Genomic DNA, 14,594 nt, shown 5'->3' on the forward strand with positions numbered 1-14,594 from the left:
AATTTACTGCTTTACGACGTTTGCTGCCTGTGGTCCACGGTTTCCTTCGACGATTTCGAATTCAACAGTCTGACCTTCATCAAGCGTCTTGAATCCTTCAGCTTGAATCGCTGAGAAGTGTACGAATACATCGTCACCATCTTCGCGTTCGATAAATCCAAATCCTTTTTCTGCGTTAAACCATTTTACTGTGCCTGTCATCATGACATCGGCCTCCTTGTAACAAAATCTTTGAATCACGTAAAAACCTTTCATGCCTTGCAATGTTTCTATTGAGGCCGAGAAGTGTTTTCCGAATTCAATTACCCCGTTAATATACCATATAAATCCCAATGATTCAAGCTTTGAATCGAAAATGCTTTTCAATTTTACAGGTTTTCCTATTGTTCGACCTGCAGAGTCACTTCCCTTTGCAAAGACAACTCCTCCATCAGTTCGCCATCATTTAATGTCAGCTCTGCTTCAGCACGAACTTCATACTCGCCTTCATCAGCAGTAAATCGGACCAATGAACCTTCGTATTGTTCCCCTTCAACCAAAGCAAATGGTTCTCCCTGACTGGATTGAGCCGAACTTTCATAAACGGTTTGTTCACCACGCGTCACATCCACAATTCTGATATCTGAATCCGTTAATTCCACCGTGACTTCATCCGAACCGTCGTGAACAATAACCGGTGTGATATAAAGTGTCCCGCTCGTATATTGGGCTTCGATTTCCAGGTGAATCCCTTCTTCATTCGTTGGCGGCTGGCAACCCGCTGTAAAGATTAACATGAACAGCATCAACATTTTCATTACAATCTTCCCCCTTTTTTCCACGGTTATTATACCATATTTTCTCAGAAAAAATACTACCGAAAAATATTAGGCGTTTTTGTGAACAGGTAAGTATTTACGAGCAAAAGAAAGGTAATAGTCGTTATTCTGTTATGACTTTCGCTTACATTGGATTTTGAGGATTTTCATTTCTCTGTTATGCTTCATCATGTTGTAATCGGACGGATGTCCTGCGGGGATATCCACAGATAAATAATATAAAAGAGGTGTTCACAATTGAATACGATTCAACAAGTTAAACAATCCTGGTTCTCGAACGTCCGCGGTGACGTATTGGCAGGGATTGTTGTTGCACTGGCACTCATACCTGAAGCCATTGCCTTTTCCATCATTGCAGGCGTCGATCCGATGGTCGGATTATATGCGTCATTTTCCATTGCTCTTGTCATTGCTTTTATCGGTGGCCGTCCGGGCATGATTTCCGGTGCCACAGGTGCCATGGCACTTCTGATGATCACCCTCGTGTCCGACCACGGGCTTGAGTACCTGCTCGCTGCGACCATTCTTACCGGTATCATACAATTTTTATTCGGTGTATTTAAACTGTCGAGCATCATGAAGTTTGTACCGCGATCGGTCATGATCGGATTCGTCAATGCGTTGGCGATCCTGATTTTCACGTCTCAGCTGCAGCACTTTGTCGGCGAGACATGGATTATGTATTCATTGGTGGCGTTAACCCTTGCGATCATTTACATTCTGCCACGTTTTACGACGGCCGTTCCGTCGACCCTGGTAGCAATTATTGTCGTTACCGCTATTGCCATCATCATGAATATGGGTGTCCGAACTGTTGGAGACATGGGTTCTTTGTCTTCAACCTTACCGATCTTTGCACTTCCTGGTATTCCCGTTACCTTTGAAACATTTATGATCATTCTTCCTTATTCATTGGCTCTTGCCGTAGTCGGTATTCTTGAATCGCTCCTTACTGCTTCTATCGTCGATGATATGACAGATACGGAAAGCGATAAGAATAAAGAATCACGTGGTCAGGGCGTTGCCAATATGGTAACAGGCTGTTTCGGCGGTATGGCGGGCTGTGCCATGATCGGTCAGTCCGTGATCAATGTCAAATCCGGTGGGCGTGGGAGGTTGTCGTCTCTCGTGGCCGGTGTGACACTGATGTTCATGATTATTGTACTCGGTCCTTTGGTCATTCAAATTCCAATGGCTGCTCTTGCCGGTGTCATGATCATGGTATCCATCGGTACATTCGACTGGAGCTCTTTGATCAATATTCATAAAATCCCGAGAACCGATGCCACTGTCATGGTTACGGTTGTCGGAACCGTAGTGATCACCCACGATTTATCCATCGGTGTTCTTGCCGGGGTATTGATGAGTGCGATCTTCTTTGCCTGGAAAGTCTCCAAGGTTCACGTTGATAAAATTTACAGTGACAAAAACCGTTCCGTTACGTATCATGTAAATGGACAGCTGTTCTTCGCATCCGTCACAGATTTCCTCGAGAAAGTGGATTTCAATGAAGACGTGGACAGTGTTACATTTGACGTCAGCCAGTCTCATCTATGGGATGACTCAGCTGTTGGTGCCTTTGATAAAATCGAAAGCAAATTTGAACAGCGGAACATTCCGGTTCACTATACGGGAATGGATAGAGAGAGCTCACAGCTCTACGATCGGATTAACGGATTAAGTAAAGCATCCGGACATTAAATCGACGACTTAATCCCTGCTCTTATTCTGAGAAGCAGGGATTTCTCATGTGTAAACAGAAAGTAGACTAAGACAAAACCAGGAGGTTACCATATGTTTTCAAAAATTATTCTCGCAGCAGATGGATCTGACCATTCAGTCCGTGCCGCAAAAAAAGCCCTCGAACTGGCAAGAATCTCGGAAAGTCCAGCGATCGAGCTGCTCCACGTCGTCTCCGGAAGTACGTCAAAGACCGACGTCCTCCATCACGGCGATTCAGACTCCGCTACCCGAAAACGCCTGAAAGAACTGGAGCCGATCGTGAATATGATCGAGGCGGAAAACATTCCCGTTTCCATTGAAATGATCACAGCAAGCAGTAATGTAGCCGAGTCCATCATTAAACATGTCAATGATGTGCATCCGGATGTCCTTGTACTTGGCAGTCGCGGTCTGAGCTCGGTTCAGACCATGGTACTCGGAAGCGTCAGCCACAAAGTCATGAAATATGTCAAAGCACCCGTCATGATGGTGAAATAAGGAGTGAAAGCCGATGGTCAAAGACACCGGTGAACGAATTATCCCGGCTTATATGAAACCATCCAACGGACTCTTACTGGAACATCTGGCCCGCTATGATTTTGCCAAACCCTACGTCCGGGGCCGGGTTCTTGATCTGGCCTGCGGCAGCGGTTACGGCACCGCTAAAATTGCCAAAGCACGAAAAAAAGAAATCACTGAGATCATCGGTGTGGATGTGGATGAAGAAATCATCCACTTCGCCCATAAAGAGTATTATCATCCGTTAATGACCTTTAAAGTTGCAGACGGCACGTCACCTGATTTAATCGATCAGCTTGGTACGTTCGACAGTATTCTTTCCTTTGAGACGATCGAACATGTCCCCGACGACAGAGCATTTTTCAAACAGTTAATGAGCCTCTTGAATCCGGGCGGGTATCTGGTGATGTCCACGCCCTTCGGCCGAGGACGAGGCGTGTCATCACGTTCACCTTTTCATTACTACGAATTAACGGAAAAGGAACTCACAGAACTGGTGAATGATCCTGCTTCCGGCGTTAAATCAACCATGATCTATTACCAGAACAGCGTGGCACTTGAGCGTGAGAAACGTGAAGGTGTTCACTATCCTATCGCCGTTGTCGTCATTCAAAAAACGGTATAGTCAAAGAACCCCGGATCAGATAAATCGATCCGGGGTTTCTTCTATGAATTTTGCAGGCTTTTCCCAGCTTCTTGTTCTTCAAAAGGCGTCATTGAACCGTCCTCCGGTTTTTCAGGCGGGTCACCGTAAAAGAACAGCTTCCGGTCCCGATACAGAAGATAGCCTGACAGGCTGAAGGCAAGGATATCTGCAAGAGGGAAAGCAAGCCAGACACCCAGCACACCAATATAAGGCGGAAGGATTAAAACAAGCGGAATCAGAAACAGCACCTGACGGGCAAGGGAGAGAATCAGCGCCGGACGGGCATGCCCGATCGCCTGATAAATCCCGCCACTGACGACCTGTGCACCAATCAATACGGCCATGGCAAAAACGATCCGCATCCCTTCACTGCCGGCAGAAATGACCGCCGGATCCTGAGAGAAGATACGCATTAATAACTCCGGCATGATCATCATGACGACAAAGACACCTGCAGAAAAAATCGTGACCACTTTCAGCCCGAGACGAATCGTCTCTCTGAAGCGCGCCATCTGTTTCGCACCGTAATTGTAACCGATTAACGGCTGCATCCCTTGCAATATCCCCATCATCGGCATCAGTGCGAACATCGACACACGCTGGACGATGCCGAATACGCCAACGTAAAATTCCCCTCCGTAGCGGATCAGCATCGCGTTGATGGCCACCATCATGACGCTTGCAGATACCTGCCGGGCAAACGCAGGCATCCCGATAACGAATATCTCTTTTACCACCCTGAACTGCAATGTCATAAATGCTTTGGATATCACGAGTGAACTGTGTCCGCGAAGAAAGTAACCCAGCGTCACAATCGCTGTGACGGCCTGTGAGATCACCGTTGCAACGGCCGCCCCCTGAACCCCCATGTCCAGCCATACAATGAATACCGGATCCAGGAGTATGTTTAAAACGGACGGAATAATCATCGTAATCATGGCAAACCGGGCATTACCTTCCGAGCGGATAATCGCATTGGTACTGAAACCAAACGTGAAGAGTACCGTCGCCAGTGTAATCGGGAATATGTATTCCGTCGCATAGCCCATGATCCCGTCAGTGGCACCGAAGAGTCGTAAAGTCGGCTCAAGTACCGTAAAGGCCGCGATGACACCCAGCACCCCGGTGATCAGTACGATCGTTAAAATATTTCCGAAGACAAGATTTGCTTCTTTCTCCCGGCCTTCCCCGAGCCGTCTTGAAATCAGTGACGAACCACCGATTCCCAGGGTTGCGGCCACGGCCATCATGATAATCATCAGCGGGAAAGCGAATGTGACCCCTGCCACACCTTCCACGCCGACAAAATAGGATATAAAAATCGTATCCACAATATTATAAAGGGACATCACGAGCATCCCGATAATCGCCGGAATCGACATTCTTAACAGGAGTTTACCAATGGGTTCCTCACCCAGTTTCCTGCTTTGTTCTTTTTGATCCATACCCGCTTACTTCCTTTCAATCGCATGACCATCAGACACATTCTCCTGAATGGTGTGCAGCATTTCCAGCATTTTTTCTTTTTCTTGATCAGTCAGCCCCGATGTCAATTTTTCCTCAAGTTCTTTGATGGCTCCCCAGATCTGTTCTTCCATATGAATTCCGGATTCAGTCAGGCTGATTTCTTTCACCCGTCTGTCTGATGCGGAGTCAGATTTCTCAATGAGGGCTTTCTTATCCAATGAGTCAATGATCCCGTTCATCGTCGAACCTTTAATATACATTCGTTCCTGCAGCGCAGTTTGAGACTGCCTGCCGAACCTCTTCAACAAATAGATTGCTTTTGACTGGGCGCCGGTCATGTCAAGCTCGGACAGACGGCGGTTGTGCTCATTTTGCAGCAAATGGGCCGTCAAGGATAGCTGATAACCCAACAGGTGATTTATTTCGTCACTCATAATATTAGCCTCCTAAGCTTTTATCAGTTTACACCTGATTGATTCAGACCGCAAGTAAAAAACCACCTGCCTTTTCGGCAAGTGGTTTATGAATCAGTCCCTTTTCTCCAGTTGTTCGATCGCCTGCTTAACGGAGGCAAACGTCTTCAGTCCGGACAAGTCCATGCCAAGACCCCTGGTGCGCATTGCAATTTTCGGTGTGATCCCTGTCAGAATCAGTTCAACGCCTTTTAATTTCATCAGATCATTTAATTGGAAGATGCCAATCGTTGCTTCCTGATCAAGATTGGCAAATCCGGATAAATCAAGAATCAGCACTTCCACTTCATCCGCTTCAAGAACCGGCAGAATGCGCTCAATAATCGCATTCAAGCGTTCCTCATCAATACTGCCAATCAATGGGAGGACAGAGATGCCTTCTTTGATCGGAACGATCGGCGTGGATAACCTTTCAATTTCCTTATGGTAAGTAGCGATCTTCTGCTCTGCCTGCTTTATTTCCGTGATATCTTTTTGAATCCCGACAAAATAATATTTATCTTCTTCCTCAAGATAGATTGGATCAATATGCAGTAAATTCCAGAAGGGCTCACCATTTTTCTTGTAGTTCAGTATTTCAACAGAGACTGGTTCTAATTTGCGGATGGCACCTCTTAGAACATTCACCGTCTCTTCAGAAGTATCGTCTCCTTGGAGAAAACGGCAATTGTAGCCAATGACTTCATCGTAGTGATAGCCTGTCAGCTCGCTGAAACCTTTATTGGCATAAATGATGGGATTGTCCGGCAGATCCGGATCACTGATGATGAAGACCAGCTGTGTTTTTTCAAGAACTTTATTTTTCAATTCCTGCAGTTTATTCATTGATTTCCCCCCCACTAATGCGCATGCGTCTGCCTTTATTCTACACTAATTTGTTTCATTAAAAAAAGTATTCCTGGAGATTTGAACAGAAGAAGACCAATCGACTACATAGTACATGTGATGCGGCGCTCATCCTGTTTCAATCTTTCGATCTCTCCTTTTAATGAAGGCATGTCATTGATCAGTTTCAAAAGCACGCTGTATTGAGGAAAATCCATATTCATCCGATAGTACTTCCATTGCCCCTGTTTTCGTACCTGAATGATACCTGCATCCCGGAGTTTCCTGAGGTGCTGACTGACAGAGGGTTGACTTACTTGAAGGAGGTCCATCAGGTTACAGACACACAGTTCTTCCTCATGCAAGTACAAAAGAATTTTCAGTCTCGTTTTGTCACTGATCTGTTGAAACAGCGATGTATATACGTTCAGATTTTCTGCAGCTGGTGCCGACATCTCTGCTCACCCCTTTAGCGTTGGTTAATTTTGAACCTTTATTATAGCACACCGAGATCCATTTGCAGTACTTGGAGGGGTGAAACCTCAAATGCGGTTGACATCGATCCCTGATTCCACTTATACTTCATGTGATCACAATAATCGCATAACCCTCGTTAGGTGAGGCTCCTGTGCGGGAGACATGCTGATGCCCAAAAATGTCCAAAGACGCCAATGGGTGAACAGAAACGGTCGACATAAGGTCGTTTTTAATGCAGCTGAGCCACTGGCTCTATGCCCCACAGTGCTAAAGCTCTACGAATGGAGGTTGAAAGCCGGCATGCTGTTTCAATGCCTTCTTTTCTTATGGAATCGAACACCTTCATTGAATGTTGAAGGTGTTTTTTCTTGCTTTACAGTGAATATGCTCGTTTACGAAAGGAGTTGAGGGGAATGGACCCTGTTCCAAGTTTTAAAACCATTGATCAATTATATACGGATCCCTTCCCCGGCAATCCTTCAAGGGGAGAGATCTGAAGCTGAAGGAGGCTGTCCCCATGGTAAAGTTAACTGAACAAAACCGCGAAGAATATGAATCAGCAGTAATACATGCATTGCAAGAAGAGGATATGGCACGGTTTCGTGAACTCTTTTTCGATCTCCATACACAAGATCAGCTTGATATTTTTATCAGTATCGGAAAAGATCTGCGAACAAAGCTTTATCATTTTGTATCCCCGGAAGAGTTTGCTGAAATTTTCGAGGAACTGGATTTTGAAGAACAGAAATCATTTATGCAGGAGTTAAACCCGGAATACGCCAAAGACGTGATCAATAACATGTCCGACGATGACGTAGCCGATTTCCTTGGTGAAATGGATGAAACGGATGCTTCGAAAATTATCGAAACCCTCGATGAAGAAGACCAGGCAGATATTAAGGAACTTTTGTCTTATGAAGAGGAAACCGCCGGCGGGATCATGACAAAAGAGTTCATCAGCCTGCATGCAGATGACCTCATTGAAAATGTTATCGATCTCCTTCGCGAAGAAGGTCCTGATGCCGAGACGATTTACTATCTCTACGTCGCCAATCGGCAAGATAAACTTGTAGGGGTGGTTTCACTAAGGGACTTGATCACGGCAGATGCTCATCGGAAAGTGGAAGAAGTCATGAGCACCCGTGTTGTTTCAGTCAATACATCAGATGACCAGGAGGACGTGGCTAAACTCTTCCAGAAATACGATTTCCTAGCTGTACCGGTCATCACTGATCAAGGGCATCTGGTCGGGATCATCACCTTTGACGATATCCTCGATGTTATTGAAGAAGAAGCGTCTGAAGACCTCGATGAATTCGCTGCATCACGAGGCAGTACCGACATGAAAATCACACCATTCGCTGCCGCAAAAATGCGGGCGCCCTGGATCATATTACTGATGTTTATCGGAATGGTTTCTGCCAATATCATCAGCCAATTTGAAGATACACTCGAGGCAGCCGTTCTTCTGGCAGGCTTCATCCCCATGATCATGGGATCTGCAGGTAATGCCGGCACCCAGTCACTGGCCGTCGCGGTCCGCTCCATCGCTTTAGGGGGTATGGAGAAAAAAGGTATTGGCAAGCTGGTCTTCCGTGAACTGAGTACCGGTTTTCTTCTGGGAATCATTTGCGCCATCGTCCTGATCATTATTATTCCGATTATGTATCAGGGGAATTTCTTCCTGGCGATCGTCGTTGGCACATCCATCACCTTATCACTGACGCTTGCAACGATTATCGGAACATTGATTCCGATGTTTATCAATAAAATGAATCTTGATCCGGCGATTGCATCCGGACCATTTATCACGACGATCAACGACATTGTCGGTCTGTTGATTTATTTTTCTGTAGCAACATCGATGCTGGCGTATTTATGATGACTGAGTGTCCTGTGCCAAAATGCAGAATAAATGCTCCCCTCAAAACAAAAAGAGCCAATCCTCTATCACTCTGAGGATTGGCTCCTTCTTTGTAAAAAAATCGTTATTTTCCGAATTTCGTCGTAAATGCTGTATACACCGCAGGCACGATAATGACCGTGATGACCGCGGAGAACAATAGTCCTGAAATGATCGAGATCGCCAGCGGAACGAAGAGAACATCACCACTCAGCGCGACTGGTGTCAAGGCACCGATCGCAGTGAATGCTGTCAAGAGGATCGGACGCAGTCGAACCCGCCCGGCTTCAATCACTGCTTCTTGGATCCCCATGCCTTCTGCCCGGCGCTGATTGATGAACTCCAGCAAAACGATGGAATTCCGGACAACGATCCCGGCCAGTGACACGATCCCCATCAACGCCATGAACCCGAGACCCGTCTGGGTCAAAAACAAGCCGATCACCGCGCCCGCTCCGGCAATATGCACCGTACTCATCACGAGCAGCGGCATTGCGAGGGAATAAAACTGGATCGCCATGACGATATAAATCAAAAACAAGACGAGAATGAACAGCGTGAACAGTTCAATAATGAAATCGGTGCGTGCTTCCGTTTCACCACCCTGACTCACGGTGTACTCACTGCCGGCACTTTCTTGAACATCATCAGTAATGGCCTGCACTTCATCTTCCAGACCATTGTCATCTTCAGCTGACGGAAAGACACGGAGGGTGATGGTACGGATGCTTTCCTCCCGGGTGATCTGCGGAATTTCCTCCGCCCGGGTCTCTGTTAAGAGATTATCCAATGAGATCAAGTCCGGCGGTCCAGCGTCACCATTGCCCTCACCCGAAGCAGGGAGTGAAATCTCAGAGAGGTCAACGCCTTCCTCGTCATTTACTTTATCAAGGAGCAACTGGATCCCGACAGCTCCTTCATCTGAACGGAAAGTCATCAGCGGCAATCCGTCCGTTCGCAGACTGATTTGTTCACTGATATCAGCCATGCGAATCCCGTTTTCCTCGAGTTCATCCCTGACCGGCTCGTAGACAAGCGTCGGACGCAGAGGTCCCATATCATCCCGAACCGTTCCACTTTCCGGAATCTCACCGATCCGGTCTTGCAACTCATTACTCAAATCAATGAGTGTGTTCACATCCGGCCCTTGTATCGTAATGGCAATCGGCGCACCGACTGGCGGTCCGGATTCAATCGTCGTCAATTCCGGCTCCGCAAATTCATAATCATCCTGCAGGACCGGCGTCCAGCGGTCGATGGTCTCGCGTGCGGACTGCTCCTCTTTGTCCACTCTTAACAGCAGGTTTCCTGTTTCCACGCCGCTGTTGGAGATCCCGTCTCCAAAGAGTGGCGGCAGGCCGCCGCCTGCATAAATGGCAGTTTCATAGACATGCTCATCTTCAGAAAGAATCTGTGCCCGCATGTCTTCGAGTGTGCTTTCTGTTTCTTCCAGGGTTGTTCCTGCCGGGAGTCGTACTTCGACAGTCACTTCTTCACGGTCAGTGCTCGGAAAGAATTCCACCGGAATAAACGGTATCAATCCGTAGAAAGCTGTTGTCATCACAAAACCAACGATTGCGACTTTCCATGGATGACGGACGACCCGGGTTAATAAGGTATCACTGTACCAGTTGGCCAGCTTATCAAACTGTTTACCCAGAAGGCCATCGCGCTGGGCCACTCGTTTTTTCTTCGCGCGGTACTGCTTCTTCTGACGCCAGATCAAAAAGATCGGGACAAGTGTCAGTGCGACGATGGTCGATGCGATAATGGTTGTGATCAAAACCGTTGGGAGTGCCGCAATAAAGTCACCGTTCCCCCCCTGGATAAAGACCAGCGGTAAAAAGGTGAATACAATCGTCAATGTCGATGTAATAATCGACACCCGCACTTCGCGTGTCCCTTGCAGTGCCCCTTCCACCGGAGCCATGCCCTGCTTGTATTTATTTCGGATATTGTCACCGACCACAATCCCGTCATCCACGAGTATCCCTAAAGCGATGATCATCCCGATGATCGAGATCTGATTTAAATCCACCTGGAAAAACGGTAACGGAATCAATCCGATCAGAACGGATGTCGGAATGGCAAGCGCCACGATGACTGCCGAGCTGATATTCAGGCCGAGCAGTGTGACTACAATGACGGACAGCACCGCGAGGGCAAAAGACAACGACAGATCTCCGAAGATCTCATCGACGATGGTCTGCTGCGTGTAAAATAAATCAAGAGATACTTCATCAGGCAGATCTTCTTGCAGCGTCATCATCAATTCATCCACATCATCATGCACCTGCGGGATACTGACCCCACCTTCGGCAAATACGGTGAAAGACAGCGCCGGGGTCTCTTCATACGTAATCAGATCATCCGGTGTCTCATGCACCAGCCCCACTTCCGCAATGTCCTCGAGATAAACTGCCTCTCCTTCAACATCATTTGCCACAAAAATTCCGGCAATGGCCTCGAGTTCTTCCAGGGTCGTCAGTTTGAGCTGGACGTTCTCACCGTCCATGACTTCAATGCCAAGGGGGGTGGTGTTCAGTTCACCTTCGACCGCATCAATAACATCGGGAAATTGCAGTCCCCGTTCAAACAGCTCCTCACTATCCACATTGATTTCAAACGTCTGATCGGGAAAGCCTTTCACCTCAGTACTGGACACATCGATGAGTCGTTCCACTTCCCGCTGCCAATCGTGAAGTTCTTCTCGCACCTCATACAGATCCTCCCTGTCATCCGCCAGCAGATGATAACTGGACAGGGAGCCGATGGCTTCTGCCTGTGAGAAATCCGTATCGTTCGCTTCAGCCGGTAAGCTGTTCCTCGCACCATCGATCGCCTGCTGAATATCCGTAAAGACCTCGGTCCGGTTCACGCCATCCACAAGTTCGACGGTAATATTTGAAAAGCCCGATGTCGATACACTTGTCTTGGAATCGATGCCGTCGATCCCTTCCAAGGCATCCTCCAATGGCACAGTGATCTGCTGCTCCACTTCTTCCGGCGTTGCCCCCGGATAGACCGTGCTGATATTCCCGATATCAAAGGAGAACTCTGGAATTTCACGCTGAGGTAATGTGACAAGTGTTAATGCGCCAATGATCACCGCAATTAAGAGAAACATCAGCGTGATTTTTGACTTTTCAATCACCTTTTCGAACATATTCACTCACACCTTTTCTTTATGACAGTAGTGTCATTTTTTATTTTACTTTAACCCGGTTCCATTTTCCCTGAACCGGGTATCATTTTTTACCATTCAAATAGAGGCCGTCCCTTACGATCGCGTAAACTTCATCCACCCATTCTTCCTCCGTCATGTTCGATATCGGTATTTGCACCGTCGCCATGATAAAGCCGACCCGGGTAGACAAGGAGACGTCCTGACGCATCAGTTCCGCTTCTCTTCCACTGGTCAGGATCACGCCGATCTTTGCTTTCATTTCCTGAAACAGTTCGAACATCCGCTGAACGTTTTGACGTACTTTATCCGTCGCTTCACGATCGATGTAAGGCATGATCTGCAGCATTTGATGCATATGGGCATAACGTGACCAGAGACGGATCAGGCCTTTCACAGGTTCCTCTTCCTCTGCCGCATCATCGATTCGTTCCACTGAACGCTCGAGAAGGTGGATCATATAATCAGTGACCAATTCTTCTTTTTTATCGTAGTAATTGTAAATGGTGCTTCTTGCAACACCCAGCTTTTCTGCTAATGCTTTAAAATGAAACCGGCTGTAGCCATGTTCCAAAATCAGTTCTTCCGTGGCAGTGTATAAATCCACCGGGTCGATGGTTTTTTTTCGGCTCATAGCTCATCCCCGTTCCGTTGCTTCCTGACAAATATAACAAACTGTACCCTGTTTGCATATGAAATACTCTTCATTTGTACAACTTTTTTATAGGATCTCCATTTCCTCACTTTACATCGCCGATACATTGTTATTGCAAGAATACCAACCAACATGGTAAGGTTTTAATGGCTTTAAAATGCAATTAATCAATAAGGAGAGATGAGTGAAGATGAAAAGTTTTCGCAAGTGGGCAAAAAGGCCCGCATTACTGATTGCTTCAGCGTTAACCGCTGGCCTGTTAGCCGGTTGTGGCGCCAATAATGATGAGAGCGGGGAATCGTCCGGCAGTTGGGCAGACATTGAAGAACGCGGTGTCTTACAGGTTGCCACATCCGGCACATTATTCCCGGCTTCCTTTCATGACGACGAAGAAGGCCTGACCGGCTTTGAAGTCGAACTCACCCGCGAAGCAGCGGATCGTCTCGGGCTTGAGGTGGAATTCACCGAAATGGGTTTTGACGGGATGCTGACATCCATTAACAGCGGACAGGTGGATCTCGCTGTAAACGATATTGATATTAACGAAGACCGGGAAGAACGTTTCTTGTTTACTGAACCATATAAATTTTCGTACGGTGCGATGATTGTCCGTCCCGATGATTACTCCGGTATTGAAACACTGGAAGATCTCGAAGGGAAGAAACACGGAGGCGCTGCAACGACCATCTATATGCAAATTGCCGAAAGCTATGGCGCTGAAGGCGTCACATACGAGAACGTCACCAACGATACGTATTTACGTGATATCGAAAATGGTCGCCTGGACGTGGTGATGAACGATTATTACCTCCAGTCACTCGCGATCGAAGCGCTCCCTGAGATTGACGTCATCATTCATCCGGATCTGTTCTATCATCCGAACAATCAGGCGATGATCATGAAAGAAGACAATCATGAGCTGCAGGAAAGACTGAACAGCGTCATTCAGGAAATGCTTGAAGATGGAACAGTCACAACGCTTTCCGAGCAATTCTTCGGTGGACAGGACGTCTCTGAGGAACCCGATATGGAATTTGAAGAACCTGATGTTGAGTACGACGACGAGTAAACCGATCACCACATCATAACCTATGGCACCGGGGATCCGCTGATTCCCGGTGCCCTTGTAAGGAGGCATGACAATGACGTCGATTGAATGGCAGTATATCTTTAATCCCGAGCTCGCGTGGAGTTCCCTCCCTTACGTGCTCGAGGGATTAGGGCTGACCTTATTTATCTCCCTGGTCAGCATGGTGCTCGGCTTGATCTTGAGTCTGTTTCTGGCACTCGCCAGGCGATCAGCCCAGAAATGGCTCCGATGGCCGGCGCGCTTATACATTTCATTCATGCGTGGTGTCCCGATTCTGATCATTTTGTTTCTTTTGTATTTCGGTTTTCCCTATATCGGAATACAATTTACTGCTGTAACGGCTGCCGTCATCGGCTTTAGTTTTAACAGCGCCGCATACATGGCCGAAATTAACCGTTCCGCCATCAGTGCTGTACCAAAAGGCCAATGGGAATCAGCGAGATCATTAGGTTTTTCCTATCCGTTAATGATGTGGCGGATTGTTTTACCTCAGGCATCACGGATTGCTGTCCCTCCATTAACCAATGTACTCCTCGACCTGATCAAAGCTTCATCATTGGCGGCGATGATTACCGTACCGGAGATTTTTCAAATGTCGCGTATTGTTGCCGGCCGGGAAATGGATTACATGACGATGTTTATCCTTGTTGCACTGATTTACTGGGCTGTCTGTTCAATCATGACACTGCTGCAAAATTATCTGGAAAAGCGATTTGAAAAATACGGTGAAATCTGACGTATTTATTAATTTGAATCTGCATGTTTCTCCATTTTGTCACAAACGATTTCATGAAAATGTGATAGAGTATAGGTAA

The 14,594-nt window shown here is 47.0% G+C and carries 14 protein-coding genes and 1 riboswitch; of the genes, 6 read left to right on the forward strand and 8 right to left on the reverse strand.

The genetic code is table 11. The features are described 5' to 3' along the window. Nucleotides 1-3 precede the first annotated feature (3 nt). Both BBEV_RS14250 and BBEV_RS14255 read right to left on the reverse strand, forming a co-directional pair. Nucleotides 4-204 (reverse strand): cold shock domain-containing protein, encoded by a 201-nt coding sequence (locus tag BBEV_RS14250; RefSeq protein WP_198155014.1) that lies wholly within the window; start codon nucleotides 202-204, stop codon nucleotides 4-6. A gap of 176 nt (nucleotides 205-380) precedes the next feature. Then, nucleotides 381-797, reverse strand: a complete 417-nt coding sequence (locus BBEV_RS14255) for a hypothetical protein (RefSeq protein ID WP_069366069.1) — start codon at nucleotides 795-797, stop codon at nucleotides 381-383. A 258-nt stretch (nucleotides 798-1,055) separates the two neighbouring features. On the opposite strand from BBEV_RS14255, the gene BBEV_RS14260 reads away from it, so the two are divergent. From BBEV_RS14260 to BBEV_RS14270, 3 genes are all read left to right on the forward strand, one after another. After that, entirely contained in the window at nucleotides 1,056-2,519 is a 1,464-nt protein-coding gene (locus BBEV_RS14260) for a SulP family inorganic anion transporter (RefSeq protein ID WP_069366070.1), read from the forward strand. Nucleotides 2,520-2,612: 93 nt separating this feature from the next. Then, nucleotides 2,613-3,038 (forward strand): universal stress protein, encoded by a 426-nt coding sequence (locus BBEV_RS14265; protein ID WP_069366071.1) that lies wholly within the window; start codon nucleotides 2,613-2,615, stop codon nucleotides 3,036-3,038. A 13-nt stretch (nucleotides 3,039-3,051) separates the two neighbouring features. After that, nucleotides 3,052-3,684, forward strand: coding sequence for a class I SAM-dependent methyltransferase (locus BBEV_RS14270; RefSeq protein WP_069366072.1), 633 nt, complete (start codon nucleotides 3,052-3,054; stop codon nucleotides 3,682-3,684). Between the two features lie 41 nt (nucleotides 3,685-3,725). Here the strand turns inward: BBEV_RS14270 and BBEV_RS14275 are convergent, their stop codons facing one another. The 4 genes from BBEV_RS14275 to BBEV_RS14290 form a co-directional block, all read right to left on the reverse strand. Continuing rightward, a complete protein-coding gene (locus tag BBEV_RS14275; RefSeq protein ID WP_069366073.1) occupies nucleotides 3,726-5,150 on the reverse strand; it encodes an MATE family efflux transporter in 1,425 nt (474 codons plus the stop codon). A gap of 6 nt (nucleotides 5,151-5,156) precedes the next feature. Next, nucleotides 5,157-5,606 carry a MarR family winged helix-turn-helix transcriptional regulator gene (locus tag BBEV_RS14280; protein ID WP_069366074.1) on the reverse strand — a complete coding sequence of 150 codons (450 nt, stop codon included), beginning with the start codon at nucleotides 5,604-5,606 and terminating at the stop codon, nucleotides 5,157-5,159. A gap of 93 nt (nucleotides 5,607-5,699) precedes the next feature. Continuing rightward, nucleotides 5,700-6,470, reverse strand: a complete 771-nt coding sequence (locus tag BBEV_RS14285) for a YtvA family blue-light photoreceptor (RefSeq protein ID WP_069366075.1) — start codon at nucleotides 6,468-6,470, stop codon at nucleotides 5,700-5,702. Nucleotides 6,471-6,574: 104 nt separating this feature from the next. Beyond that, entirely contained in the window at nucleotides 6,575-6,925 is a 351-nt protein-coding gene (locus BBEV_RS14290; protein WP_069366076.1) for an ArsR/SmtB family transcription factor, read from the reverse strand. Between the two features lie 147 nt (nucleotides 6,926-7,072). Further along, nucleotides 7,073-7,240: riboswitch (M-box (ykoK) riboswitch) on the forward strand. 224 nt (nucleotides 7,241-7,464) lie between these two features. Here BBEV_RS14290 and mgtE point away from each other — a divergent pair. Further along, a complete protein-coding gene (gene mgtE / locus BBEV_RS14300) occupies nucleotides 7,465-8,829 on the forward strand; it encodes a magnesium transporter (RefSeq protein WP_069366078.1) in 1,365 nt (454 codons plus the stop codon). Between the two features lie 106 nt (nucleotides 8,830-8,935). On the opposite strand, the gene BBEV_RS14305 is transcribed toward mgtE, so the two are convergent. After that, nucleotides 8,936-12,016, reverse strand: coding sequence for an efflux RND transporter permease subunit (locus tag BBEV_RS14305; protein WP_069366079.1), 3,081 nt, complete (start codon nucleotides 12,014-12,016; stop codon nucleotides 8,936-8,938). Nucleotides 12,017-12,098: 82 nt separating this feature from the next. Then, nucleotides 12,099-12,668, reverse strand: a complete 570-nt coding sequence (locus BBEV_RS14310; protein WP_069366080.1) for a TetR/AcrR family transcriptional regulator — start codon at nucleotides 12,666-12,668, stop codon at nucleotides 12,099-12,101. A 211-nt stretch (nucleotides 12,669-12,879) separates the two neighbouring features. Here BBEV_RS14310 and BBEV_RS14315 point away from each other — a divergent pair, with 211 nt between their 5' ends. Together BBEV_RS14315 and BBEV_RS14320 are read left to right on the forward strand one after the other, a co-directional pair. Further along, nucleotides 12,880-13,758, forward strand: coding sequence for a transporter substrate-binding domain-containing protein (locus tag BBEV_RS14315; RefSeq protein WP_069366081.1), 879 nt, complete (start codon nucleotides 12,880-12,882; stop codon nucleotides 13,756-13,758). A 73-nt stretch (nucleotides 13,759-13,831) separates the two neighbouring features. Continuing rightward, complete coding sequence (locus BBEV_RS14320; RefSeq protein ID WP_069366082.1) at nucleotides 13,832-14,515, forward strand: amino acid ABC transporter permease; 684 nt, start codon at nucleotides 13,832-13,834, stop codon at nucleotides 14,513-14,515. The last annotated feature ends 79 nt before the right edge of the window (nucleotides 14,516-14,594 follow it).

Origin of the sequence: Salisediminibacterium beveridgei, assembly GCF_001721685.1 — a bacterium.
Taxonomy (GTDB): Bacteria; Bacillota; Bacilli; order Bacillales; family Salisediminibacteriaceae; genus Salisediminibacterium; species Salisediminibacterium beveridgei.

Bases quoted from the DNA above. Each gene is read 5' to 3' on its own strand.
- BBEV_RS14250 (WP_198155014.1), bottom strand. From the start codon at position 204: ATGATGACAGGCACAGTAAAATGGTTTAACGCAGAAAAAGGATTTGGA.
- BBEV_RS14255 (WP_069366069.1), bottom strand. From the start codon at position 797: ATGAAAATGTTGATGCTGTTCATGTTAATCTTTACAGCGGGTTGCCAG.
- BBEV_RS14265 (WP_069366071.1), top strand. From the start codon at position 2,613: ATGTTTTCAAAAATTATTCTCGCAGCAGATGGATCTGACCATTCAGTC.
- BBEV_RS14270 (WP_069366072.1), top strand. From the start codon at position 3,052: ATGGTCAAAGACACCGGTGAACGAATTATCCCGGCTTATATGAAACCA.
- BBEV_RS14275 (WP_069366073.1), bottom strand. From the start codon at position 5,150: ATGGATCAAAAAGAACAAAGCAGGAAACTGGGTGAGGAACCCATTGGT.
- BBEV_RS14280 (WP_069366074.1), bottom strand. From the start codon at position 5,606: ATGAGTGACGAAATAAATCACCTGTTGGGTTATCAGCTATCCTTGACG.
- BBEV_RS14285 (WP_069366075.1), bottom strand. From the start codon at position 6,470: ATGAATAAACTGCAGGAATTGAAAAATAAAGTTCTTGAAAAAACACAG.
- BBEV_RS14290 (WP_069366076.1), bottom strand. From the start codon at position 6,925: ATGTCGGCACCAGCTGCAGAAAATCTGAACGTATATACATCGCTGTTT.
- mgtE (WP_069366078.1), top strand. From the start codon at position 7,465: ATGGTAAAGTTAACTGAACAAAACCGCGAAGAATATGAATCAGCAGTA.
- BBEV_RS14305 (WP_069366079.1), bottom strand. From the start codon at position 12,016: ATGTTCGAAAAGGTGATTGAAAAGTCAAAAATCACGCTGATGTTTCTC.
- BBEV_RS14310 (WP_069366080.1), bottom strand. From the start codon at position 12,668: ATGAGCCGAAAAAAAACCATCGACCCGGTGGATTTATACACTGCCACG.
- BBEV_RS14315 (WP_069366081.1), top strand. From the start codon at position 12,880: ATGAAAAGTTTTCGCAAGTGGGCAAAAAGGCCCGCATTACTGATTGCT.
- BBEV_RS14320 (WP_069366082.1), top strand. From the start codon at position 13,832: ATGACGTCGATTGAATGGCAGTATATCTTTAATCCCGAGCTCGCGTGG.